We start from the raw sequence: 24,186 nt of genomic DNA on the forward strand, positions 1-24,186 counted from the left end.
CTCAGCGGGCGCGCCGGCGCGAGGCCGGACGCTTGTCGCTCGGGCGCTGGACCGGCTGGCCGGCCTCGCGGGCCGCGACCTGCAGCCCGACGCCGTGGCCGGCGAGGGCGTCGACGAGGGCCAGGGCCGACGCCTCCTGCGCGAGGACGTCGACGCGCAGGCCGTGCTCCTGCGCGGTCTTGGCCGTGGCCGGGCCGATGCAGGCGACGACCGTTGCGGCGTGGGGCTTTCCGGCGATGCCGACGAGGTTGCGCACCGTGGAGCTCGACGTGAAGAGGACGGCGTCGTAGTCCCCGCCCTTGATGGCGTCGCGGATCGACGCGGCCGGCGGGGCCGCACGGACGGTCCGGTAGGCGGTGACGTCGTCGACCTCCCAGCCCATGTCACGCAGGCCGGCGACGAGCGTCTCGGTGGCGATGTCGGCGCGGGGCAGCAGGACCCGGTTGATCGGGTCGAGGACCTCGTCGAACTCCGGCCACACCTCGAGCAGCCCCGCGGCCGACTGCTCGCCGTCGGGCACGAGGTCGGGGTTGATGCCCCACTCGCGCAGCGCCGCGGCCGTGACGCCGCCGACGGCCGCGACCTTGAGCCCGGCGAAGGCCCGCGCGTCGAGTCCGAACTCCTCGAACCGCTCGCGGACCGCGCGCACCGCGTTGACCGACGTGAAGCCGATCCACTCGTAGCGGCCGGTGACCAGGCCCTTGACGGCCTTCTCCATCTGCTGCGGCGTGCGCGGGGGCTCGACCGAGATCGTCGGGACGACGTCGGCCGTCGCGCCGTAGGCGGCGAGCCGGTCGACCATCGGGCCGGCCTGGGCCTGGGTGCGCGGCACGAGGACCTTCCAGCCGAACAGCGGCTTGGTCTCGAACCACGAGAACTCGTCGCGCAGGTCGACGTTGGGCGAGACGACCGCGAGGGAGACCTCGAGCGGCTCCCTGCCGGTGAAGAGGCGGTCGACGGCCTCGAGCGAGGACGTGACCGAGGTCTGGCGGACCGTCGTCGCGTTCGTCGTCAGGGCGACGAGCGACTCGCCGGGGCGGCCCGCGGCGAGCAGCCCGGCCAGCGCCTTGCGAATGGTCTCGGAACCGCCGAGCAGGACGACGGTGTCGGCGTCGGCCGTGTACGGCGTGAGGTCGAGGGCGGCGTGCTCCGTGGCGAGCACGTGCACGGCTCCGGTGGCCTTGGACGTCAGCGGCACGCCGGCGTACGTCGGCGCGGCGGTCACGGCGGAGACACCCGGCACGACGTCGAAGGTGAGCCCCGCCTTGCGGCACGCGCGCACCTCCTCCGCGAGGCCGTTGAACGTCGCGGGGTCGCCGTCCATGAGGCGCACGACGAGGCCCGACGGGCCCACGGCCTTGGCCGCCTTGACGACGAGCTTGGCCCGGACCGCGTGGGTCAGCTCCTGGCCCTGCTCGCCGTGGCCGGCGTCGATGATCTCGACCCCCGGGCGGGCGTGGGCGAGGACGGCGTCCTCACGGGCGACGCGGTCGATGACGACGACGTCCGCGGCGGCGAGCAGGTCGCGGGCGCGGAGGGTCAGCAGGCCCGGGTCACCCGGCCCGGACCCGACGAAGGCGACGCGTGCCGGCGAGGTCGGCAGCGTGGTGGTCGACGCCGTCTGCTCCGACGGCTGGCGAGACTGGGTCACGAAACTTGCTCCGGTCGGTGGGTGGCGTGCGGGGTGTGCTGCGGTGGTGCGGTGCTGGTGACGACGTCCAGGGGCCCGACGGCCGAGGCGTCGTTCGGGGCGTCGTTGGGGGCGCTGGTCGGGGCGTCGTTGGGGGCGCTGACGGGGGTCCCGGTCAGCTCGGCGGCGCCGTCCTCGAGGAGGATGCCCGCGAGCCGTCGGCCGAGGTCCTCGGGCTCGTCGTACCCACCGACGAGGGACCGGCGCAGCTCGCTCGCGCCGTCCTCCGTGCCGACGAACGAGCGCAGCGACAGCACGGGGCCGTCGTCGTCCTCGACGACCTCGGCGAGCGCGCCGACGGGGGCGGTGCAGCCGGCCTCGAGCGTCCGCAGCAGCGAGCGCTCGGCGAGGACGCAGGCGCGCGTGTCGGGGTCGTCGAGCGCCGTGACCGCGGCGAGCACGTCGTGGCGGTCGGAGCGGCACTCGACGGCGAGGGCCCCCTGGCCGGGCGCCGGGAGCACCTGGATCGGGTCGAGCACCTCGGTGACCTCGCCGAGCCGGCCGAGACGGGCCAGGCCGGCCCGCGCGAGGACGACCGCGTCGAGCGTGCCGGACGTGACGAGGGCGATGCGGGTGTCGACGTTGCCCCGGATCGGGCGGATCTCGACGCCCAGCCCGAGCGCGGCCAGCTGGGCGGTGCGACGCGGCGAGCCGGTGCCGACGACCGACCCGGGCGGCAGCTCGCCGAGCGTGAGCCCGTCCCGCGCGACGAGCACGTCGCGGCTGTCCTCGCGCTCGGGGACCGCGGCCACGACCAGGCCCGGCTCGGGCGTCGTGGGCAGGTCCTTGAGCGAGTGGACGGCGACGTCGATGCGTCCCTCGAGCAGTGCCCTGCGGATCGCTGCGGCGAAGACGCCGGTGCCGCCGATCGCGGTGAGCAGCGCGCCGGAGGTGTCGCCCTCGGTCGTGATCTCGACGAGCTCGACGTCGTGGCCGAGCGCCCGGAGCCGGTCCGCGACCCAGGAGGACTGCGTCGTGGCGAGGGCGGAGCGGCGGGTGCCGAGGCGCAGGGTCGTCATGCGGCACCTCCCCGCTTCGGCGGTGCCGAGACGTTGGCGACGTCCTCGGGCTGGAGGTCGAACAGCTCGCGCAGTGCGGCCGCGTAGTCGTCGCCGCTGCCCTCCATGGCGAACTCCTTGACGCGTCGGGTGGGCGTGTGGAGCAGCTTCTCGACGATGCGGTGCACCGCGAGGGCGATCTCGGCGCGGGTCCCCTCGTCGAGACCGGGCAGGCGCTGGTCGAGGCGCTCCATCTCCCCGGCCACGAGCTCGGCGGCCCGCGAGCGCAGCGCCGCGACGGTCGGCGCCACCGACTTCTCGACGCGTCGGGTCAGGTAGTCGGCGACCTCACCGGTGACCAGCTCGCGGACGCGGACGACCTGCGTGGTGTCGGCGCGGCCCTCGAGGAGGCGGCCGAGGTGCTGCAGGTCGAGCAGCGTCACGGACGGCACCGGGCTCGACCACGTCTCGGCCGGCTCGACGTCTCGGGGCAGGGCGAGGTCGACGACGACCTGCGGGCGGCCGCCGCGGCGGGCCGCCGCGGCGGCGAGGTCCGCACCCGTGACGACGTGGCCGACGGCACCGGTGCAGGTGATGACGAGGTCGGACTCGGCGAGGACGTCGGGCAGCTCGGACCAGGGCCGGGCGGTGCCGTCGGTGGCGGCGGCGAGGCGCGTCGCCCGATCCGGGGTGCGGTTGACGACGCTGAGCCGGCCGATGCCGTTGCGACGGGTCGTGGCGGCGGCCAGGCCGCTCATGGCCCCGGCGCCGACGACGGCGGCGTCACGCCCCTCGAGCGGCCCGAGCACCTGGGCGGCCTGCTCGAGCGCGATCTGCACGAGGGAGACGCTGTGGCGGTCGATGTCGGTCTCGGAGTGGGCCCGCTTGCCGACCCGCAGGGCCTGCTGGAACAGCGAGTTCAGGGACGTGCCGACCTGGCCGCGCGCCTGGGCCGCGGCGAGCGCGTCGCGCATCTGGCCGAGGACCTGCGCCTCGCCGACGGCCATGGAGTCGAGGCCGCACGCGACGGTGAAGGTGTGCGCCACCGCGGCGTCGTCGAACCGGACGTAGAGGTGGTCGGCGAGGGACTCGGCGCGCGCGGCGAGGGCCTCCGTGGGGTCGGTGGGCGGCGCGTACGACGTCCCGGTGTTCTCGGGCTGCTCGATGCCGGCGGCCAGCGCCAGCGCCTCGCCGATCGCCGCGACGGCCGGGTGGAACGCGGCGACCTCGGCGTAGACCTCGAGGCGGTTGCACGTCGACAGGACGACCGCCTCGGAGGCCGTGGCCGAGCCGAGGAGCGAGCCGGCGATGGCCGCCGCGCGGTCGGGACGCTCGGACAGCGCCTCGAGCACCGACAGGGGCGCCGTGTGGTGGGACAGGCCGATGACGAGCAGGCTCACCGCGCCACCGCCGATCGCAGCTCGCCGGCGGCCAGCGCCTTGCGCTGGGCGTGGAAGGCGAGGATCTGCAGCTCGGTGGACAGGTCGACGCGACGCACGTGGACACCGTCGGGGACCGCGAGCACCGCCGGCGCGAAGTTGAGGATGGAGCTGATGCCGGCGCCGACGAGGGCGTCGCAGACGGCCTGCGCGGCCGGTGCCGGCGTCGCGATGACCCCGATCGCGATGGGGTCCACCGCGTGGCGCTCGGACAGCTCGGCGAGCGGACGGATGCGGACGCCGACGACGACCTCGTCGGCGAGGGCCGGGTCGTCGTCGTAGAGGCCGACGACGCGGAAACCCTTGGTGACGAAGCCCGAGTAGGAGGCGAGCGCGTGACCGAGGTTGCCCATCCCGACGATGGCGACCGGCCAGTCCTCGGTGAGGCCGAGGGCCCGGGAGATCTCGAGGGCGAGCGTCTCGACGTCGTAGCCGACGCCGCGAACGCCGTACGAGCCGAGGTGGCTGAGGTCCTTGCGGAGCTGGGCCGAGCGCACGCCGACCTCGGCCGCGAGCTCTTCGGACGACACCGACAGCACGCCGTCCTCGGCCAGGCGGGACAGCGTCCGCAGGTACTCAGGGAGCCGCGCGACGGTTGCGTCGGGGATCTCTCGACGCAGGACAGGGTCGGCGGACACGCTTGCTCACCGGCTCCTCTCGCTGGGGCGTTCGGCACGAACGCGGAGCACGTGGGGACCCGTTCAGGCTAGACGTTTGTGAAGGCATGCACAAAGTTGACGTGACCGGCCTATCAGACGTAGGGCGCCGGCCGGTCACCGGTCCCCCACCGGGTCAGCCCAGAGCCCGCCGGAGCCGGGCCTCGTCGACCCGCCAGAAGTCGTGGCGGCGGCCGTCGACGAAGGTCACCGGGATCTGCTCGCCGTAGCGTCGCAGCAGCTCCGGGTCGTCGTCGACGGAGCGCTCCTGCCACCCGACGCCGAGGTCCGCGGCGACCCGCTCGACGACCGCCCTCGCCTCGTCGCACAGGTGGCAGCCAGCACGGCCGAGCAGGAGCACGCGGGGCGGCGGCCCGGCGCTTCCGGCGTCCGTCGCGTTGCTGCCGGGACCGGGGGACGTGCTCATGGGCCCACTCTAGGTCGCGGCGGGGCCGGGGCCCGCGCGTTACCCGTCGGTAGCAGATCGGTCACATCCGGTCGAACTGACTGCCATGAGGGCGCCGCGTCAGTCAGACTGTGACGGATGCGCCCGAGGAGGACGCCGGTCCACCGGCAGCCGCGCGGGGCCGCGCCGGGGGCGTTCCCGGCCGCGGTCGCGCTGCACCCTGCCCTCGCCGCCGGAGCGGCCTCGCCCGGCAGCCGTCTCGCGCCGGGCAGCCTGCCGTCCTGGCGTTCGGCGCTCGACGCCATCTGGGCAGCCCTCGAGGACGGCGCGGGCGATCGCTTCTCCGGCGCCGGCGCGGGAGGCCCGGGCGCCGAGGGTAGCGGCGCCGGCGGCTTCGGCGGCGCTGCCGGCGCGGGTGGCCGGGGTGGACGCGGCACCCGGACGCTCGAGCGCGACGTCGTCGAGCAGGCCCGGATCGCCGCCCTCGTCGAGCTGGCGCAGCGGGGCGACCGCGAGGCCTTCGCGCAGCTGTACGACGCCTACGTCGACACGGTCTTCCGCTACGTCCTCGTCCGCGTCGCGAGCCGGCAGCTGGCCGAGGACCTCACGTCCGAGACGTTCCTGCGGGCCATGCGCCGCATCGACTCGTTCACGTGGCAGGGCCGCGACATCGCCGCCTGGTTCGTCACCATCGCCCGCAACCTCATCGCCGACCACGTGAAGTCGGCCCGGTTCCGCTTCGAGGTGACCACCGCCGACATGCGCGACGCCGACGAGCGGGTCGACGCCCCCGATGCCGAGGTGCTCGCCCGGCTGCGCGACGAACGGCTCGTCGAGGCCATCCGCGGCCTCGGCTCGGACCAGGCCGAGTGCATCACCCTGCGCTTCCTGCAGGGCCTCAGCCTCGCCGACACCGCCACGGTCCTCGGCAAGTCCGAGGGCGCGGTCAAGCAGCTGCAGCTGCGGGCCACCCGGGCGCTGCGCAAGACCCTCGAGGGAGTGGACCTGTGAGGCCCGTAACGCCCTCGGCACCTGCGTCGTTCTCACGGCAGCGGGACGGTTCGTGTGGGGCCGCACCGCAGCCCCTCGCGCTCCCGGGCGCCGTGGGGCGCGCGACCCCGACCCCGATCCCGACCCCGAGGGCAGGACACGAGACGACGCACCACCCGCACCCCGCAACCGCGCCGCGCCTCACCGAGGCCGACGCGCGCCGCCGGTCCCGCGTGCCGGGCCTCGACCCGCACGTGCGGCCCGGCTCCGGTCCGGCGACCGGCCCGGCTCCAGCCACGGCAGGTGCCGCACCGGCTCCTCCGGCCCGGCGACCACCACACCGCGTCGGTCCGACGCACCCTGACTGACCGCACGACCCGTACGACCTTCCGGCAGCACCTGACCGCACGAGAACGAAGGAGGAGAGATGGACCTCGGCCCCACGTCCGACGCCGACCTCCTCCAGCGTGCCCTCGAGGGCGAGCGGGTCACCGAGCCGGGCATCCTCGAGCTCGTCGCGGTCGTGCACGCCGTCACCGCCATCGACCAGGCGGGCCTCGCGCCGCGCCGCGAGTTCGTCGCCGACCTGCGGGCCAGGCTCCTCGAGGACGACGGCGGCCTGGCTGCTCCGGTCGTCCCGCTCGGCGGGCCCGCTGACGGTGGTTCCCTGCCCGAGTCCGTGAGCCCGACGAGCGCCGGGCGCCAGGGCGTTGACCCGAGCACCGACGCTGACCCGACCACCGACGCGTACCCGAGCCCCGACGCCGACGCGGAGCCCGACCCGACGGGCGCTCCGGACGCTCGCCGCGGCGCCGGCCCGTCCGGCGGGACCGTCTCCGTCCTGCGCGTCGCGGCGCGTCCGCTGCGCTACGTCGCGGCCGCTGCCGCGGCGCTGCTCGTGGTCGGCGGCGCCCTCGGCTGGGCCTCGCGCTCCGCCCTGCCGGGTGACGCGCTCTACGGCGTCAAGCAGGTGCTCGACCGCGCTGCCGTCCAGCTGTCCGGGTCGCGCTACGACCAGGGCCTGACCTACCTCGCGCAGGCCCAGCAGCACATCGGCGAGGCCCGCGACCTCGTCGACCGCGGCGCCCCGGCCGCCGTCGACGTCGAGACCGCGCTCGACCTCGCGTCCGACGCGACGACCCGGGCGCAGACCCTCCTGCTCGAGGCCTTCCGCAGCGAGGACCGCGTCGACGCGATCACGCAGCTCGCCGACTTCTACACCCGCGCGCTGCCGCAGGTCGACGCGCTGCACGACAGGGTTCCCGCCGAGGCCCTCCCGTCGTGGCAGCGGCTGCACGACCTGCTGGTGCAGAACCGCGTCACCGTCCTGCGCGAGCTCGCCGGCTGCAGCGCCTGCGGCGGCGCCGCGACCCAGGCCCGGCAGCTGCTGTCGGCGATCCTGGGCGGGGCCCCGACGGCGACGCCCACTGGCGCGCCGCCCGGCACGCGCCCGGCCACCCCGGTCCCGCCGCGCACCAGCGTCCCACGACAACCGGGCGCGACGGTGACCGTGCCCGGCGCCGGCGGCGTCCCGCTCCCCGGCATCGGCGTCACGGGCGGCGTGACCCTTCCCGGCAGCACGGTGCAGCTGCCGGGCGTCGGCGTCTCGACCTCCTCGGTGGCCGTCGGCGGTGGCGGGGTCACGTTGCCGGGCAGCACCGTCAGCCTGCCCGGGGTCACCGCCACGTCGGGCACCATCGGGGTCGGCGGCGGAGGCGTGTCGATCACCGGCGTCCCGTCCGTCCCCCTCCCGTCGGTGACGCTGACCGTGCCCAAGCTCCCGCTGTCGCCCACCCTGCCCAAGCTGCTCCCCTGACCCGACCGCCGAGAAGGCCATCCGCAACGCACGACCTGGTCGACCGAACGAGTCGCTCGGTGCCGAGGGCAGGGGTCCACCGACGCGTTCGAGCCTCCATAACGCGTTCGGCACCGAACGAGTCGTTCGGTGCTGAGGGCGGGGGTGCACCGACGCGTTCGAGCCTCCATAACGCGTTCGGCACCGAACGAGTCGTTCGGTGCTGAGGGCGGGGGCGCACCGACGCGTTCGAGCCTCCATAACGCGTTCGGCACCGAACGAGTCGTTCGGTCGGGGTCAGGGAGGCCCGCTCGAGGGCCGGAGGGCTCAGATGAAGACGGACTTGCGCTGCATGAGCAGGCTGTAGAGCGTCTGCTGGATCGTCTCGCGGACCTGATCGGTCAGGTCGAAGACGAGCATCGGGTCGTCGGCGGCGTCCGGGCCGAAGGAGGTGGTGTCGATGGGCGGCCCGAACTCGATGAGCCACTTGCTCGGCAGCGGGATCATCCCGAGCGGGCCGAGGAGCGGGAACGTCGGCGTGATCGGCGCGTACGGCAGGCCGAGCAACCGCGCGACGGCCGGCATGTTGCCGAGGATGGGGTAGATCTCCTCCGCGCCGACGATCGACACGGGCACGATGGGGACCCCAGCGCGCAGGGCGGCCGACACGAAGCCGCCCCGACCGAACCGCTGCAGCTTGTACCGCTCGCTGAACGGCTTGCCGACGCCCTTGAACCCCTCCGGCCAGACCCCGACGAGCGAGCCGCCGGCCAGCAGGCGCTCGGCGTCGGTGTTGGCCGCCAGGGTGGTGCCGGAGCGTCGGGCCATCGTGCCGATGAACGGCAGCTGGAAGACGAGGTCGGCGCCCAGCATCCGCAGGTGCCGGTGCTGCGGGTGCTCGTCGAAGACGGCGACCTGGGTCATGAGCGAGTCCATCGCCACCGTGCCCGAGTGGTTGCCGACGACGAGGGCTCCGCCCTCGGACGGGATGTTCTCGATGCCCCGGACCTCCACCCGGAACCACGAGCGGTACAGGGGGCGGAGCAGCGGCAGGTGGACGTGGACGGTGTAGTCCTCGTCGAAACCGAACTCGTCGACCGTGTAGTCGCCCGTGAGCCGACGTCGGAGGTACGCGAGCGTCTCGGCGACCTGTCGCTCGACGTCCTCGGCCGGCAGCCCCGCCGACGTCGCGGCCGCGCGGAAGACGTTGACGGCCAGCTCGACGAGCTCTGCCGGTCCCGGGCGCGACTCGCTGCTGAACTCCGCCGCCTCGAGGACCGCCCCGACGAGGCGCTCGGCCTTCGACTGCAGGCCGGCCAGGCCCAGGGTCGTCGCGAGGTCGGAGGCGCCTTCGGCGTCGGCGATCGGGGGCACGGCACGCAGCCGCGTCGCCTCGCGCGCCTCCTCCGCGGACGGACCGGTCGGGGTGGTGGACGCCGTGGTCGTGGTGGTCGTGCTCGTCGTGCTGGTTGTCGGAGTCAGCGGCACCCGGCGAGGCGGACGCGTCCGGGCGCGGGACGCGGACGCCCCGGGTGTGCCGGGCAGCCCGGACGACGAGCCGGACGTGCCGGGCGAGCCGGGTGGGACGGCCGTCGGGTGCGCGGCCCGGGACGCCGACTCCGTGCGGCGGGCGTGGATCGCCGAACGGCTCGGCCTGGTCCGCGGTACCTCGGGAACCGCCTCCGGGGCCCAGCCACCGGTCTCGGAGTCCCGCTCGAGCGGGGGACCCGACGGCGCCTGCGCGTCCGGACCGATGGCCTCGGGCACGTCTGGGGTCTCGGTGGCCTGCTCGAGCCGCAGCCGACGCGCGGCGCTCACCTCGACGGGCTCGAGGGCGTCACCGCCGGACAGCAGCGGCGTGCCGGACCGGCGCAGCCGCTCCCCCGTCGCGCGCGCCGCGCCGGCGGCGAACACCCCGCGTCGCGGCGACGTCGCGTCGCCCGGCGTCGTGGCGCCTGGCGTCGCCGTGCCTTGCGTCATGGCCGCCGTCGTGCTCGCCTTCTTCGCCGTGGCCTTCTGCACGGCGGTCGGGCTCGTCACGGACTTCTTGGCCGTGCCCTTCTTGGCCGTGCCCTTCTTCGCTGTGGCCTTCTTCGCTGTGGCCTTGCTCGTCGCGGCCTTGCTCGTCGCGGCCTTCTTCGACGCCGTCCTCGCGGCCGCCTGCCTGACCGTCGCGCGGGGCGCGCCGGCCGGCTCGGCGCCGGGACCGCCCGGTGCCGCCGGGGTCGGGGTGTCGGGGGTCTCGCGGCCGGGGCTCACGGCTGGATCCTGTCGAGGACGCGGGCGATGGCCGCAGCGGTGCCTCCGGCGGCGTCGGTCACGGCGTCGGACACACCGTCGACGCCGGGCACGGCCGGACGCAGGTGGTGTGCGTAGTCCTCGAAGGCCGAGCGCGTCGTGTACTGCGGCTCGAAGCCGAGCACGGTACGCATCCGGGAGGTGTCGAGGCCGCGTCCGAAGGCCAGGAAGGTCAGCTGGTCGTGGGAGAAGTCGGCCAGGCCGCTGCGGCGCACGATGCTGCCGAACACCCCGGCCGCGGCCAGCGGCACCGGAAGGATCGGGCGGCGCGCTATCGCCGTGCACTGGGCCACCGTGAGGAACCCGTCGGCGGCGACGTTGACGATGCCGACGGCCGGGCCGGTGGTCGCCAGGATCATCGCGGCGGTCGCGTCGTCCTCGTGGACGAACTGGAGGCGGGCGTCGTAGCCCAGCGGCACCGGCACGACGGGCAGCGCGAAGTAGTCGGTGAAGGCGGTCTTGATGCTCGGTCCGATGACGTTGGCGAACCGGAGCATCGTGATCTCGACGTCGGGCCTGCGCCGCGAGAAGCCGCGCACGTACCCCTCGACCTCGACGGAGTCCTTGCCGAAGCCGGTCCGTGGCATGGTCTTCGGGGTCATGTCCTCGCTGAACATCGCCGGGTCGCGCGGTGACGAGCCGTAGACGGCCGCCGACGACTTGACGACGAGGCGGCTCACCGACTCGGACTTCTGGCACGCGGCGAGCAGCTGCATCGTGCCGATGACGTTGATCTCCTTCTGCGTCACGCGCCCACCGGTGTCCTTCGGCGTGGCGATGACGTTCATGTGCACGACGGTGTCGACCTTCGCCTGGGCCATGATCCGCCCGATCATCGGGTTGCGGATGTCGGCGCGGACGAACTCGGCGCGCCCGATGGAGTGGCGCGGCGGGACGACGTCGACGCCGAGGATCCGCTCGACGCCCGGTTCCCCGGACAGCCGCCGGGCGTAGAGGCCGCCGAGGTACCGGGAGACGCCGGTCACCAGAACGACCTTGGGCATCGGTCCTCCAGTCCTCGGGATTCGTCGGTCAGTGGCGGTGTGCGACGGTCGGCCCGGGCGGCGGAGCGCCGGCTCCCTCGTCCATGGAGAGCCTACCCAGCACCCCGGCGTCCGCGCCGGGTGAGGCGGTGTGCGTCTCGTCGCAACCGCGCCACCGCGGTGGCCGCGGTGTCCGCGGTGGCCACGCCGGACGCGTCCTGAGGGGGCCGCAGACGCGAACGACCCCCACCCGAGGTCGGGCGAGGGTCGACGGCGTTGCGGGCCGGGCCCGCGAGGGAGCGCTCCGGGAGGAGTCAGCTCACTTCTTGTTGCGACGCTGGTGACGCGTCTTGCGCAGCAGCTTGCGGTGCTTCTTCTTCGCCATCCGCTTGCGGCGCTTCTTGATGACAGAGCCCATGGTTGTCCTTGTCGTGCGACTGGAAGTGTTGACTGGTGCGTCGACCTGCGCCGACACACCGTCATAGTGCAGTCGATGTGTCACGAGCCGAACAGGCTCCACAGCCTAGCGTGTGCCCGGCGTCGAACCCAAAAGCGGGCCGTGTCGGCTCCCGATCGGGGCCGACGACGAGAGGGCGGTCCGGACCGTGTGGCCCGGACCGCCCTCTGTGCGATGTGACGCTGTGTCACGCGGTGTCGATGTACGACGTCTGCAGGTACTTGTGAACCGCGTCCTCCGGAACCCGGAAGGAGCGGCCGACCCGCACGGCGGGGAGGTCCCCGCCGTGGACGAGCCGGTAGACCGTCATCTTGGACACGCGCATGATCGAGGCGACCTCGGCGACGGTCAGGAACCGCACCTCGGCGAGCTGGCGCTCATTCGACATGTGAACCCCGATCTCTAGGGCGCACCCGCGCGTCGCCGGCTTCCCCTCCGGCGAAACTGCACGCAGGTGCAAGAAGCAACACTAGGGGCAGATGTGACTGGAGGGGAAGCGATCGCACGAACGAATCGCTGAGGCGCAACTCGACACGCCGGTGGGACCCCTGTAGATCTCCCGGCAGGTCACGGCTCGAGCCGATGCAGGTCGCGCGGGAACAGCGTCACCTCGCGGATGTTCTCGGCGCCCGTGAGGCGCGCCACCCACCTTTCCAGACCGATCGCGAATCCGCCATGCGGAGGCATGCCGTGCGTGAAGGCCGCCAGGTAGCCGGCGAGGGCGGCAGGGTCGGTGCCGGTGCGGGCGAGCGCCGCGGCATAGTCCGACGGCCGGTGCAGGCGCTGCCCCCCGGTGGTCAGCTCGAGGCCCCGGAAGAGCAGGTCGAAGCTGTTGCTCCAGCGTTCGTCACCCGGCTGCGGATGCGTGTAGAACGGACGCTTGGCCATCGGGTAGCCCTCCACCCCAAGGAAGTCCGACCCGTGCTCGGCCAGCGCCCACTCCCCGAGGCCGCGCTCGTGCGCCGGGCTGAGGTCGGGCTCGTCCGGGTCCGCGCCGACGAGACGCAGCGCGTCGCGGAAGTGGACGACCGGGATCTGTTCCGGCACCTCGGGCAGCGTGATGCCGAGCAGCGCGACGGCGTCGGAGGCCTCGGCACGGACGGCCGCGACCATGCCGGCGAGGGCCTCGCGCAGCACCGCGAGCACGTCGCGATGGTCGCGGACGAACCCGAGCTCCGCGTCGAGCGAGGTGTATTGCGCCAGGTGACGCGCCGTGTCGTGCGGTTCGGCGCGGAAGACCGGGCCGACCTCGAAGACGCGCTCGAAGACCCCGACGAGCATCTGCTTGTACAGCTGCGGGCTCTGCGCGAGGTAGGCGGAGCGCCCGAAGTAGTCGACGGTGAAGACGGTGGCCCCCGACTCGGTGGCCGTGCCGACGAGCTTCGGCGTGGCCACCTCGGTGAAGTCGAGCGCCCGCAGGGCGGCACGGAACCCGTGCAGCGACGCCGACGCGACCGCCCATGCGGCCCGGTGCCTCGGGTGCCGCAGCGTGACAGCCGCACGGTCGAGGTGCGTCGGCAGGCCGGCCCCGAACGTCGGGCGCCACAGCTCGACGGGCGGTGCCTGCGCCGGTTCGGTCAGGGCCTCGAGGACCGGCTCGACGAGCTCGGCACCCCCGGGCGCGGCGGCTGTGAGGCGGACCCGTCCGGTGACCCGGACGGTCGTCTCCTCGGGCACGTCGGCGAGCGCCGCGAGCGCCTCGGGTTCGCGCACGACGACCTGGGCCAGGCCCGAGCGGTCCCGTACGACGAGGAAGCCGACGCTGCCGAGGACGCGACGCCGGTGCACCCAGCCCATCAGCGTGGCCGGGCCACCGTCGCCGACGGTGGCGAGGTCACGCGCGAGCACGCGCGGAGCGACGGTCGTGGGTTGGGTGGGTGGCATTCCGTTCACCTCCGGAGGGTTGGTGCCCCGGAGGTGTGGGCGATGGGGAATGTCGCTGTGCCACCACACCTTCGCCGCCGCGGATCGCGCTCGGCCTCTGGTCGTGCTCGGCTCAGGATCGTCAGGCCCGTCATCGCCGTGCCGAGAAGGCTACGTGGGACCAGTGTCGCGCTGCGAACAGATTTCCGGCTGGCCGTGGCGCCGGCGTCGCCTGGACGCAGCGCAGCGAGCGAGGAACGAGCGAGCGGAGCGGAGGAAGGCGACGGCTGAAGGGCGCCGCGGCACGCGCGCAGCGAAGCGGACCGCCAAAGGCACGCCGTGGCGCCGGCGTCGCCTGGACGCAGCGCAGCGAGCGAGGCGCCAAAAGCACCCCGTGGCGCCGGCGTCGCCTGGACGCAGCGCAGCGAGCGAGGAACGAGCGAGCGGAGCGGAGGAAGGCGACGGCTGAAGGGCGCCGCGGCACGCGCGCAGCGAAGCGAAGCGCAAAGGTTCAGTCGAAGTGCACGTCCAGGCCGTGGTGCGGGAACACCGCCGACCGCGTCGCCATGACGGCGCGGTCGACCTCGCTGGCCGGGTCGTAGCCCATCTCCCAGGAGCGCCACCAGAGCGGGCCGTCCTCGGCGGTGAGGTCGCCCATCCGGCGTGGTCCGGGCCGGCCGAAGACGCGTTCGACGTGGTCGCGCCACTCCTGCGGCACCTCCGCCGAGGTCTTGATCGGAGCGTGCGCCGCGATCGCGGTCAGGTGAGTCCACGTCCGCGGCACGACGTCGACGACCTCGTAGCCCCCGCCGCCGAGGGCCACCCAGCGGCCCTCGCAGACGTCGTGCCCGAGGCGGTGGAACGCGTCGGCCACGGCGCGCTGGGCGTCGACGCTGACGGCGAAGTGCGCCAGGGGGTCCTCGGCGTGGGTGTCGCAGCCGTGCTGCGTCACGAGCACGTCCGGCTTGAAGGCGCGCACGACCGGCGGCACGACGGCGTGGATCGCCCGTAGCCAGCCGGCATCCGCCACCCCCGGCGGCAGGGACACGTTGACGGCGGTGCCCTCGGCGCCCTTGCCACCGATGTCGCTGGGCCACCCCGTGCCCGGGAAGAGCGCCCGGCCCGACTCGTGGACCGAGATCGTGAGCACCCGCGGGTCGTCCCAGAAGATCCGCTCGACGCCGTCACCGTGGTGGACGTCGACGTCGACGTAGGCGACGCGCGCGGCACCGTGGTCGAGCAGCCACCGGATGCCCACGGCGATGTCGTTGTAGACGCAGAAGCCGCTCGCCGTCCCCGGCATGGCGTGGTGCAGCCCGCCGGTGAAGTTGACGGCGTGCTCGGCCGTTCCCTCCCACACCGCACGGGCGCTGTCGACGGTGCCGGCGACGACGCGGGCGCTGGCCTCGTGCATGCCGCGGAAGGCCGGGTCGTCCTCGGTTCCGAGGCCGCGGGCCGGGTCGGCGGAGGCCGGGTCCTCGGAGGCCGCCCGGACGGCCGCGACGTACTCGGGGTCGTGGACGGTCTCGATGAGCGAGTCGGGCGCGGCCTGCGCCCCGACGACCTCGACACCGGGCAACCCGAAGATCCCGAGGGACTCGCAGAGGCGCGCCGTGAGGTCGAGCCGCACCGGCGCCATCGGGTGGGTGGGCCCGAAGTCGTACCGCGTGAAGGATGAGTCCCAGACGACCCGGGCCTGACTTGGCATGATTGAGACGCTATCGCGTCCGACCCGGCGCGAGCCCCGCGAACGAGGAGCTCCCATGGCCCGCAACCGCCTGTACGACGACGACGTCATCGTCATCGGGCTCGGACGTTTCGGCTCGGCGGTCGCACTGGAGCTGACGCGGCTCGGCAACCGGGTCATCGCCGTCGAGCGCGACAACGCGATCGCCGAGTCCTACGTCAACAAGGTGGCCAAGGTCGTGCACGCCGACATGGCGCACGCCTCCGCCCTGGACATGATCCGCGACGCCGGCCCGAAGATCGCCATCGTGGGCATCGGGTCCTCCGTCGAGTCCTCGGTGCTCGCCGCCGCGAACCTCGTCGACGCCGGCGTGCCCTCCATCTGGGCCAAGGCTCTCTCGCCGGAGCACAAGCGGATCCTCGACCGCATCGGCGTGCACCACGTCATCTCGCCCGAGGCCGACTCCGGCCGGCGGGTCGCGCACCTGGTCAACGGCAAGCTGCTCGACTACATCGAGTTCGACGACGGGTTCGCCATCGTCAAGATCAAGCCGCCGAGCGAGGCGATCGGCTTCACCCTCGAGCAGAGCCAGATCCGTCGCAAGTACGGGGTCACGGTCGTCGGGGTCAAGGCGCCGGGCGAGGACTTCACCTACGCGGTGCCGCAGACGAAGATCTCGGCGCACCACATGCTCATCGTCAGCGGCCCCACCGAGCTGCTCGAGCGTTTCGCCGCCCGGCCGTGACGGGGTGGGTGACCCGCGAGCAGGACGGGCGGTGGCGCTGGTCCTGCTGTGGGCGGTGACCGTCCCATTCGGCCGACGGGTGATGTCCGCCTGACCGCCTGACCGCCCGGCCGCTGCGCGTCCGCCCGGCCCCGCAGGTCCGCTCGACCGGCGCCTGACGGCTGTCCGGCGGCCGGCCGCTCGAGTCAGGCGACGCCTCAGAGCTGCAACGTCGGGCTGGGGTCCGAGCCGAGCGGGAGGACCATGGCGATCTCCTCCTCGCCGTCCTCCTCGCTGACCACGCCCATCGGGCGACGGTAGTCGGTGGGACGGAACCCCATGCCGCTCGCGAAGGCGACGGCGCGCCCGTTCTCGGTGCCGACCCAGTACACGAGGTGGGTCTGGCCGCGCTCCGTGGCGAGGCGGGCGCCCTCCTTGACGAGCGTCGTGGCGACTCCGGAGCCACGCGCCTCCGGCCGCACCCAGAGGCCGAAGAGCTCGCCGGCGGAGGCGTCGTCGCCGGCCTTGGCCGTGCCGACGCTGACCACGCCGACGGCGTCGCCCGCACGTTCGGCGACGAGGCGGGCCGAGCGTCGCATCCGCTCGCGCCAGAGGTCCTCGTCGTACGCCTCCTCCTCGCCGGCCGTCGCCGCGAACGCCTCGGGCGACTCGCGCAGGGCGGCGAGGCGGACGGATCGGTAGTCCTGCCAGTCGTCCTCAGCCAGTGGGCGCACGGTGATCTCGCTCATGGAGCAACCTTCGCACGAAGCCCCTTCGGCGTGCACCCGCAGGGACGTGAACATTTCCCGGCGAAGCTCGCGGCCACGGGGCCCGGGCTCACGGGTCGGTGAGCCGGGCGACCATCTCGAGCTCGTGCAGCTCCTCGCGGCGCGGGTGCGGGTGCGTGGCGCCGGTGGCGACGAAGCCGCAGCGCTCGTACAGGGCCCGGGCCGCGGGGTTGTTGCTCGTCACCTCGAGCAGCACCTCGGACTTGCCGCGTCGACGTGCCTCGTCCAGCACCGCGCGGACGAGCGCCTCCCCGACGCCCCTGCCGCGGGCGCGTGGAGCCACGTAGAGACCGAAAAGCGTTGCCACGGTGGCCCGCTCGGGCTCCCAGTGCGACCCCAGGCCGGCGCTGCCGAGCACGCCGGACGCGTCACGCGCCTGGACCAGCCAGGCGCCCTCGATGCGCTCGCGCCAGTCGGCCTCGTCGTAGACCGCCTCGTCGGCGTGGGTGAACCAGAAGGCGTCCGGGGCGGCGGTGAGCATCTCGAGGCGGATGTCGCGGTGGCTCTGCCAGTCGTCGGGGCCGACCCGGTGCAGGTGCATCGCCGGCCGGTGCTCGTCCGAGCCCGCTGCAGCCCGGGCGCCGGCATCCCTGGTGCTGCCGCCGCTGTCCACGCTGTCGGTGCCGCCGGTGCTGCCTCGGCCTTTCGTGCCGCCGGTGCTGCCGCTGCTGTCGGTTGTGCCCGAGATCTCCATCGGCCCAGCGTGCCCTCAGGACTGCCCCGAGGCCAGCTCCCTGCTACGCGCCGCCGCCGCCTCCATCGCGGTGACGAACGCGGCGCGCACCTTGTGGTCGTCCAGCTGGCGCAGCGCCGCGACCGTGGTGCCCCCGGGCGAGCTGACCTGCTCGCGGAGCACCGTCGGGTGCTCGCGCGTCTCCTTGAGCATCGTCGCGGCCCCGTAGAGCGTCTGGACGACGAGGTCGGTGGACGTGGCCCGGGGCAGGCCGAGCACGACGCCCGCCTCGATCATGGCCTCGACGACGTAGAAGATGTACGCGGGCCCCGACCCGGAGATCGCCGTGACCGCGTCGAGGTGCTTCTCGGGCAGGCGCACGACCTTGCCGCACGAGGACAGCAGCGCCTCGGCCTCGGCCAGGTGGTCGTCGGTGCAGTGCCGGCCGGGCGCGATGCCGGCCATCCCCTCGTCGACGAGCGCCGGCGTGTTGGGCATGACGCGGACGACCGACGTGCCCTCGGGCAGGCGCGACTCGAGGTACTCGGTCGTGATGCCCGCCGCCAGGGACACGACGACGTTGCCCGGCGCCACGTGGTCGTGGATCTCGTCGAGCAGTGCCGTCATGTCCTGGGGCTTGACGCACAGCACGAGCGTGTCGGCGGCGTCGGCCGCCTCGGGGTTGGACAGGACGCGGACGCCGTACCGGCGGGCGAGCGCGTCGACCTTCTCGGGCGTTCGCCCGGTCACGACGAGGTCGGCGGGCGCGCGGCCGGACCGGATGAGCCCGGACACGAGCGTCTCGCCCATGACCCCGGCTCCCAAGATCGCGGTGGTCGTCATCGTGGCCTCCTGAGCCGAGTGCGGGTGGGTGGGGGACGTCAGCCCTTGGTGGCGATGCCGCGCAGGAAGAACATGACGTTGGCCGGGCGCTCGGCCATGCGCCGCATGAGGTAGCCGTACCACTCCTGCCCGTACGGGATGTAGACCCGCATCTGGTCGCCCCGGTCGGCGATGCGGCGCTGCTCGTCGGGGCGGATGCCGTAGAGCATCTGGTACTCGAACGACCGCGGGTCGCGTCCGGCCTGGCCGGCGAGCGCCCCGGCGATCTCGATGAGCCGTGGGTCGTGCGAGGCGACCATCGGGTAGCCCTCGCCCCTCATGAGCACCTTGAGGCAGCGGACGTAGGACTTGTCGACGTCGGCGCTCGACTGGAAGGCCACCGACTCGGGCTCCTTGTAGGCGCCCTTGCACAGGCGGACGCGGGAGCCGGCGTGGGCGAGGTCGCGGCAGTCGGCCTCGGTCCGGTAGAGGTAGGCCTGCAGGACCGCCCCTACGCTCGGGAAGTCCGCCCGCAGCTCGCGCAGGGACTCGAGGGTGCGGTCGGTGGTCGTGTGGTCCTCCATGTCGAGGGTCACCGTCGTACCGGCCTGCTCGGCCGCGGCGCAGATGTCGCGGGCGTGGTCGAGCGCGATCGTGTCGCCGTCGCCGGGCAGCGCCTGACCGAGGGCGCTCAGCTTGAGCGAGACCTCGACGGTGCCGCCCTGGGTGAGTCCCTGGTCGGCGAGGGCCGTGAGCAGCCCGACGTACGCGTCCCGGGTGTGCTGCGCGTGGGCGAGCTCGACGGTGTCCTCGCCCAGGTAGTCGATGGTGGCGAGCCGGCCCGAGGCGGCGATCTCGGCGGCGGCCCCGACGACGTCGGCGCGGTCGGTCCCGGGGACGAAACGCTTGACGACCGAGCGCGAGACGGGCGCCTTCTCGATGACGTCTCGGATCTTCTCCTGCTTGGACAGCTGCAGGAGGGAGTTGCGCAGCAGGTCGCTGGCGTCCACGGCGGGCCTCCGGGGTTCGTTGGCGGTACGGGCAGGCGGCGGTGGCCGTCCTCGCGCGAAATCTACCGCTGCGGGCCGTGATGCCCGGTCCGGGACCGCTGTGGCAGCGTGGCTTCCCCTCTCTGCGGCTCTCCCCGGCCCGGCCGCTTGGGGCAGACTCGGGGCCGTGAGCGAGCACTCCCTCGACGCGCCCGGCAGCGGCCCGTCCTCGGCCCTGGCCTCCGGGCTGACGCTCGACGACCTCGGCGAGGGCCTCGGCACGGCCGCCACCGTGCTGCGTGGCAACGCCGGCTCGGCCGGCCTCGACGCGCGCGTGCCGACCTGCCCCGGATGGTCCGTGCTCGACCTCGTCGCGCACCAGGGGATGGTGCACCGCTGGGCCACGAGCCACGTGCGCGGTGCGCCGGTGGCCGACCCGGATCGTCTCGAGTCCGAGGGCCGGGCAGCGACCGACCTCCTCGCGTGGTTCGACGAGGGCGCTACCGGCCTGCTCCAGGCCCTGTTCGACGCCCCCGACGACCTCGACGCGTTCACGTTCCTCCACGACGCCCCCGCCCCGCGGGTCTTCTGGACGCGACGGCAGTGCCACGAGACGACGGTCCACGCCGTCGACGCCATGGCGGCCCGCCTGGGGAGGCCGCCGCGTCCGGAGGAGACGTGGCTGCGTCCAAGGGCCGCGTCCGACGGCATCGACGAGCTGCTCACCGGGTTCGTCCCGCGCGGCAAGCAGGGCGTGCAGCCGGAGCGACCGGTGCGCCTGCTCGTGCGGCCCGACGACGCCGCGCTCGCCTGGCTGCTCGACCTCGCGCCGGACCGACCCGCCACGACGACCCGGCTCACCGACGTCGAGGCCCTCGCCGCCGACGCCGACGTGGCGTGGACCGGCGGCGCCGTCGACGTGTTCCTGCGGCTCTGGAGCCGGACCGACGTCGAGCCGGCCGACGCGCTCGAGCGGTGGTGGCGTGACGCGGTGTCCGTGACGTGGTGACGACAGGGGCTTCGGCCGGGTCGGCGGACAGGGCAGCCGCCGGGGCGGCGGACGGGGCAGCCGCCGGGGCGGCGTCGGGGGCAGCAGCCCGCGGCACCGGACTGCAGTCGGGCCCGAGGACGAGGAGGCGGCATGCCTGACGGAGGGCTCGGTCGCGCGGTGCAGTCGGCCGTGTACCGGGCGGGCGCCTTCGGGCGTCGCCCCGCCGTGCCCACCGACGGGACGCGGCTCGAGGAGGCCGCGCGCCGCGTCATGTCCCGTCGTGGGTTCGCCTACGTCGCCGGGTCGGCCGGGTCCGAGGCGACCGCCCGCGCCAACCGTCAGGCGTTCGACCGGTGGCAGGTCGTGCCGCGGATGCTCGTCGACACACGTGCCCGTGACCAGTCCGTGGAGCTGTTCGGCCGGCGGCACGCCTCGCCGTTCCTCGTCTCCCCCATCGGCGTGCTGTCGATGGCCCACCGCGACGCCGATCTCGCGGTCGCGCGAGGCGCCCGCGAACAGCACGTGACGCCCGTGCTCAGCACCCAGGCGTCCGTGCCGATGGAGGACGTCGCGCGCGAGCTGGACGGGTCGGGCCACTGGTACCAGCTGTACTGGAGCAGCGACGACGCCCTCGTCGAGAGCCTCGTGTCCCGCGCCGAGGCCTGCGGCAGCGAGGCCCTCGTCGTCACGCTCGACACCGCGTACCTCGGCTGGCGACCGCGTGACCTTGACCTCGGCCACCTCCCCTTCGCCCGCGGTGAGGGCATCGCCCAGTACACGTCCGACCCGGTGTTCCGGCGCCTCGTCTCCGAACGGCTCGCGGCCGCGGAACACCTTGGGACGCAGGAGCGTCCGCGTCCGACCCCCGCCGCCGTGTCGACGCTGCTGTCCATCAGCCGCAACCATCCGGGCGACACGCGTCGCAACCTCTCCTCACCCGAGCCGCGTGCCGCGGTCGACACCTTCCTCGACGTGTTCAGCCGGCCGTCCCTGACGTGGGAGGACCTCCCCCGGCTCCGGTCGCTGACGACGCTCCCCGTGGTGCTCAAGGGCATCCTGCACCCCGACGACGCCCGGCGAGCGGTCGACGCCGGTGTGGACGGCCTCTGGGTGTCGAACCACGGTGGCCGGCAGGTCGACCGGTCGGTGGCAGCGCTCGACGCGCTGCCCGGCGTCGTCGAGGCGGTGCGGCACTCTGGTTCACGGATGCCGATCGTGTTCGACAGTGGGATCCGCTGCGGCGCAGACGCTTTCGTCGCGCTTGCGCTGGGAGCCAACGCGGTCGGCGTCGGGCGTCCGCACGTCTACGGCCTGGCCTTGGCCGGTGCTGCCGGGGTCGCCGAGGTGCTGCGCAACCTGCGCGCCGAGCTCGACCTCCAGCTGGCCCTTTCGGGCCGCACCTCGGTGGTCGGGCTGATGCCCGAGGACCTCGTCCGCGCCACCTGACCCGCGTCGCCCGTCGTCCGCCGACGCGGCGCTCGCGCGAACCCGCTGGTGGACCGACGCGTTCGCTCACCCACACCGTCGCGTCGAACCGGTCCGGATGGTCGGCCCGTGGATCTCGGTCGACGTGCGGGGCCGTCACAGGGAGGATCGGGGCATGCCAGCGCTCGACCACCTGACGAAGGACGCCTTCCCCAAGTCCGCCAAGTACGACGCCATGTGGCTCGTCGACCTCGACATGGGGCCGCACCCGCTCTGGCTGCTCGAGGACCTCGCGGCCGACCTCGAGCTGCGCCCGGGCATGCGCGTCCTCGACCTGGGGTCGGGCCTCGGTGCGACGTCGGTGTTCCTCGCCAAGGAGTACGGCGTGCACGTGGTCGCCGCCGACCTCTGGGTCGACCCGAGCGAGGCCGGTGCCGTCTTCGACAAGGAAGGCGTGGCGGACCGAGTCCTGCCGGTGCGCGTCGACGCCCACCAGCTGCCCTTCGGCCGTGGCACGTTCGACGCCGTCGTCAGCATCGACGCGTGGGAGTACTTCGGTACCGGTGACCACTACCCGCCGTACGTGGCCAGGTTCCTGCGCCCGGGAGGGCAGCTCGGCGTCGCCACGCCGGCCCTGACCACCGAGGTGCGCGAGCTCGGCGAGATCCCGGACCACCTCGACCGTGTCGTCGGGGCCGAGACCGCCGCGTGGCACACCGCGGAGTGGCTGCGCAGCCAGTGGGAGTTCAGCCGCGCCTTCACCTCGGTGACGGCACGCAGCCAGCCGGAGGGGTGCGCCAACTGGCTGCTCTGGGAGCGGGCCGTCAACGAGCTCAAGGGCCAGGCCACCTCACCCGTGCAACAGATGCTCGAGGCCGACGGGGGCGCCTTCGTCACCTTCGCACTCGTCACCGGGAGGGTCGCATGAGCAGCGACGACCGGCTGGCCGGCGGCAGCGGCGGCACCGACGACCGGGCGGGCGGCGGGAGCGCGGGTGGCGCGGGTGGCGCGGGTGGCGCGGGTGGCGTGGGTGCGGGCCGCGCGAGCGCGCGTGGCGTGGGCGCCGGGTCGAGAGTCACCGGCGCCGACCTCGTCCACCTGCGGCGGGCCGTCGAGCTCGCCCGTCTCGCGCTCGAGCGCGGCGACGAGCCGTTCGGCTCGGTCCTCGTGTCGGGTGAGGGCAAGGTGCTCTTCGAGGACCACAACCACGTCGTCGAGCTCGACGAGACCCAGCACCCCGAGCTCGCCATCGCCCGGTGGGCCGGTGCCCGGCTGACGCCGCCGGAGCGGGCCGCCGCGACGGTCTACACCTCGGGCGAGCACTGCGCGATGTGCTCGGCTGCGCACGGTTGGGTGGGGCTGGGTCGGATCGTCTACGCCGCGAGCACCGAGCAGCTCGTGCGGTGGCGCGTCGTGGGGCGCCTCGCCCTCGCGGGTCCGGGCCCTGGCGATCACCGACGTCGTGCCGGGCGCCGTCGTCGCGGGCCCGGTGCCCGAGCTGGAGGACGAGGTCCGCGACCTGCACGAGCGGTTCGCGCGCCGGCACCCGCCGAGCTGACGCGTCGATGCCCTGCGCCTACGCCCGCCACAACCGCGCCACGGCGGACTTCCCGGGCGGATGAGCCACGACTCCCCGCCACAACGGCGCCACGGCGCACTTCCCGGGCGGATGAGGCCATGACTCCCCGCCACAACCGCGCCACGGCGCACCTCCACGGCCGATGCAGCACAACCTCGTCCCCAAACAACCGCGCCACGGCGGAGTTGTGAAAGGGCCGCCCGTGAGGGCTGTGGAGAGCGGCCGCGCGCCGACGCGGTCAACGGGCAGGCTCTCGGCATGGCGACCCCTGACCGGCAGACGTCGGTGCTCCTCCGGTCCGACGCGATCGGGGCCGGAGTCACGGATGGCAGACTGAGGCGCAGCCACCAGCCGGTCTTCCGCGGGGTGTATGTCGTGCGCGAGGCGGAGCCGACGACGAGGGCGCGGATCGAGGCGGCCCTTGCCGTCGTCACCCCGGGCAGCTACGTCTCGAAGGACATCTACTCCACCCCGGCGCGCACACTCGGCCGCGTCACCAAGGCGATGCGCTCCGTGGGGATGCCGTTGCCGCGGCTGCGCGAGGACTGGCGTCGCCACTTCCCGAGCCGGCCCGGCGACGTGACATCAGCCGGAGGACTCGAGACCGAGAACTTCGCCACGGCGCAGCTCTGAGGCCACCGGGACGCCAAGACGGCGGGGAACCGCGCCATGGCGCGGTCGCGTTGGCCGGCCTCGGGTGGCGTCGGTTTGCGGAGGGTGCGCGGGCCCGGTTCGTCGGAGTGTGCGTGGACAGCGGGGTGCGGATGCGGCGCGGGTATGGGACTGGTGTGTTCCGCCCATGGCGAACAGGCTCGGAACCTGAGCCCAACCGACTCAGGATGGGGAACAGGACCCGAGGCCGCCGCGTTGGTCGGGTTGTGCTCGCTGACAGCGGGCACGGATAGCATCGAGATGTCTCTCGATCAGTCAGGA

General features: G+C 73.9%; 22 protein-coding genes and 1 pseudogene. 8 read left to right on the plus strand and 15 right to left on the minus strand.

Features of this window, described 5'->3' with window-relative positions; translation table 11 throughout:
- Position 1 precedes the first annotated feature (1 nt).
- From AC1VM9_RS02060 to AC1VM9_RS02080, 5 genes are all read right to left on the minus strand, one after another.
- The gene (locus AC1VM9_RS02060; RefSeq protein WP_483120896.1) at positions 2–1,651 is read right to left on the minus strand and encodes a bifunctional uroporphyrinogen-III C-methyltransferase/uroporphyrinogen-III synthase; all 1,650 of its coding nucleotides are present in this window, start codon (positions 1,649–1,651) and stop codon (positions 2–4) included.
- The gene (hemC, locus tag AC1VM9_RS02065; RefSeq protein ID WP_481345375.1) at positions 1,648–2,709 is read right to left on the minus strand and encodes a hydroxymethylbilane synthase; all 1,062 of its coding nucleotides are present in this window, start codon (positions 2,707–2,709) and stop codon (positions 1,648–1,650) included. The genes AC1VM9_RS02060 and hemC overlap by 4 nt, the downstream gene beginning before the upstream one ends.
- Positions 2,706–4,088, minus strand: coding sequence for a glutamyl-tRNA reductase (gene hemA, locus AC1VM9_RS02070; RefSeq protein WP_483120898.1), 1,383 nt, complete (start codon positions 4,086–4,088; stop codon positions 2,706–2,708). The genes hemC and hemA overlap by 4 nt, the downstream gene beginning before the upstream one ends.
- Complete coding sequence (locus AC1VM9_RS02075) at positions 4,085–4,765, minus strand: redox-sensing transcriptional repressor Rex (protein WP_481342772.1); 681 nt, start codon at positions 4,763–4,765, stop codon at positions 4,085–4,087. The genes hemA and AC1VM9_RS02075 overlap by 4 nt, the downstream gene beginning before the upstream one ends.
- A 154-nt stretch (positions 4,766–4,919) precedes the next feature.
- A complete protein-coding gene (locus AC1VM9_RS02080) occupies positions 4,920–5,210 on the minus strand; it encodes a glutaredoxin family protein (protein WP_481342773.1) in 291 nt (96 codons plus the stop codon).
- A gap of 117 nt (positions 5,211–5,327) precedes the next feature.
- Here AC1VM9_RS02080 and AC1VM9_RS02085 point away from each other — a divergent pair, with 117 nt between their 5' ends.
- Together AC1VM9_RS02085 and AC1VM9_RS02090 are read left to right on the plus strand one after the other, a co-directional pair.
- Entirely contained in the window at positions 5,328–6,200 is an 873-nt protein-coding gene (locus AC1VM9_RS02085) for an RNA polymerase sigma factor (protein ID WP_483120900.1), read from the plus strand.
- A 406-nt stretch (positions 6,201–6,606) separates the two neighbouring features.
- Complete coding sequence (locus tag AC1VM9_RS02090) at positions 6,607–7,995, plus strand: DUF5667 domain-containing protein (RefSeq protein ID WP_483120902.1); 1,389 nt, start codon at positions 6,607–6,609, stop codon at positions 7,993–7,995.
- Positions 7,996–8,301: 306 nt separating this feature from the next.
- Here the strand turns inward: AC1VM9_RS02090 and AC1VM9_RS02095 are convergent, their stop codons facing one another.
- The 6 genes from AC1VM9_RS02095 to AC1VM9_RS02120 form a co-directional block, all read right to left on the minus strand.
- Positions 8,302–10,233, minus strand: a complete 1,932-nt coding sequence (locus AC1VM9_RS02095) for a lysophospholipid acyltransferase family protein (RefSeq protein WP_483120904.1) — start codon at positions 10,231–10,233, stop codon at positions 8,302–8,304.
- The gene (locus AC1VM9_RS02100) at positions 10,230–11,276 is read right to left on the minus strand and encodes an NAD-dependent epimerase/dehydratase family protein (protein ID WP_483120906.1); all 1,047 of its coding nucleotides are present in this window, start codon (positions 11,274–11,276) and stop codon (positions 10,230–10,232) included. Before AC1VM9_RS02100 ends, AC1VM9_RS02095 begins: the two co-directional genes overlap by 4 nt.
- A 298-nt stretch (positions 11,277–11,574) precedes the next feature.
- The gene (locus tag AC1VM9_RS02105) at positions 11,575–11,673 is read right to left on the minus strand and encodes a 30S ribosomal protein bS22 (protein ID WP_003792170.1); all 99 of its coding nucleotides are present in this window, start codon (positions 11,671–11,673) and stop codon (positions 11,575–11,577) included.
- Between the two features lie 226 nt (positions 11,674–11,899).
- Positions 11,900–12,100 (minus strand): helix-turn-helix domain-containing protein, encoded by a 201-nt coding sequence (locus AC1VM9_RS02110; protein ID WP_020145054.1) that lies wholly within the window; start codon positions 12,098–12,100, stop codon positions 11,900–11,902.
- A 179-nt stretch (positions 12,101–12,279) separates the two neighbouring features.
- The gene (aspS, locus tag AC1VM9_RS02115; RefSeq protein WP_483120908.1) at positions 12,280–13,596 is read right to left on the minus strand and encodes an aspartate--tRNA(Asn) ligase; all 1,317 of its coding nucleotides are present in this window, start codon (positions 13,594–13,596) and stop codon (positions 12,280–12,282) included.
- A 490-nt stretch (positions 13,597–14,086) separates the two neighbouring features.
- A complete protein-coding gene (locus tag AC1VM9_RS02120; protein ID WP_481343935.1) occupies positions 14,087–15,283 on the minus strand; it encodes an acetoin utilization protein AcuC in 1,197 nt (398 codons plus the stop codon).
- A 55-nt stretch (positions 15,284–15,338) separates the two neighbouring features.
- On the opposite strand from AC1VM9_RS02120, the gene AC1VM9_RS02125 reads away from it, so the two are divergent.
- On the plus strand, positions 15,339–16,007 hold the full coding sequence (locus tag AC1VM9_RS02125) for a potassium channel family protein (RefSeq protein WP_481343936.1): 669 nt from the start codon (positions 15,339–15,341) through the stop codon (positions 16,005–16,007).
- Positions 16,008–16,204: 197 nt separating this feature from the next.
- Here the strand turns inward: AC1VM9_RS02125 and AC1VM9_RS02130 are convergent, their stop codons facing one another.
- From AC1VM9_RS02130 to AC1VM9_RS02145, 4 genes are all read right to left on the minus strand, one after another.
- Entirely contained in the window at positions 16,205–16,735 is a 531-nt protein-coding gene (locus AC1VM9_RS02130) for an N-acetyltransferase family protein (protein ID WP_481343937.1), read from the minus strand.
- An 88-nt stretch (positions 16,736–16,823) separates the two neighbouring features.
- A complete protein-coding gene (locus AC1VM9_RS02135) occupies positions 16,824–17,468 on the minus strand; it encodes a GNAT family N-acetyltransferase (protein WP_483120910.1) in 645 nt (214 codons plus the stop codon).
- Between the two features lie 15 nt (positions 17,469–17,483).
- Complete coding sequence (proC, locus tag AC1VM9_RS02140) at positions 17,484–18,290, minus strand: pyrroline-5-carboxylate reductase (RefSeq protein WP_481343989.1); 807 nt, start codon at positions 18,288–18,290, stop codon at positions 17,484–17,486.
- A 38-nt stretch (positions 18,291–18,328) separates the two neighbouring features.
- Positions 18,329–19,279: a proline dehydrogenase family protein gene (locus AC1VM9_RS02145; RefSeq protein ID WP_481345624.1), complete on the minus strand. Its 951-nt coding sequence runs from the start codon at positions 19,277–19,279 to the stop codon at positions 18,329–18,331.
- A gap of 166 nt (positions 19,280–19,445) precedes the next feature.
- On the opposite strand from AC1VM9_RS02145, the gene AC1VM9_RS02150 reads away from it, so the two are divergent.
- From AC1VM9_RS02150 to AC1VM9_RS02170, 5 genes and pseudogenes are all read left to right on the plus strand, one after another.
- On the plus strand, positions 19,446–20,267 hold the full coding sequence (locus tag AC1VM9_RS02150; RefSeq protein WP_483120913.1) for a maleylpyruvate isomerase N-terminal domain-containing protein: 822 nt from the start codon (positions 19,446–19,448) through the stop codon (positions 20,265–20,267).
- 132 nt (positions 20,268–20,399) lie between these two features.
- On the plus strand, positions 20,400–21,695 hold the full coding sequence (locus tag AC1VM9_RS02155; RefSeq protein ID WP_483120914.1) for an alpha-hydroxy-acid oxidizing protein: 1,296 nt from the start codon (positions 20,400–20,402) through the stop codon (positions 21,693–21,695).
- Between the two features lie 154 nt (positions 21,696–21,849).
- Positions 21,850–22,602: an SAM-dependent methyltransferase gene (locus AC1VM9_RS02160; protein ID WP_481345627.1), complete on the plus strand. Its 753-nt coding sequence runs from the start codon at positions 21,850–21,852 to the stop codon at positions 22,600–22,602.
- Positions 22,603–22,730: 128 nt separating this feature from the next.
- Positions 22,731–23,232: pseudogene (locus tag AC1VM9_RS02165) on the plus strand (nucleoside deaminase).
- Between the two features lie 279 nt (positions 23,233–23,511).
- The gene (locus AC1VM9_RS02170; protein WP_483120916.1) at positions 23,512–23,886 is read left to right on the plus strand and encodes a hypothetical protein; all 375 of its coding nucleotides are present in this window, start codon (positions 23,512–23,514) and stop codon (positions 23,884–23,886) included.
- The last annotated feature ends 300 nt before the right edge of the window (positions 23,887–24,186 follow it).

This window comes from Monashia sp. HAY1-11D (genome assembly GCF_056868035.1).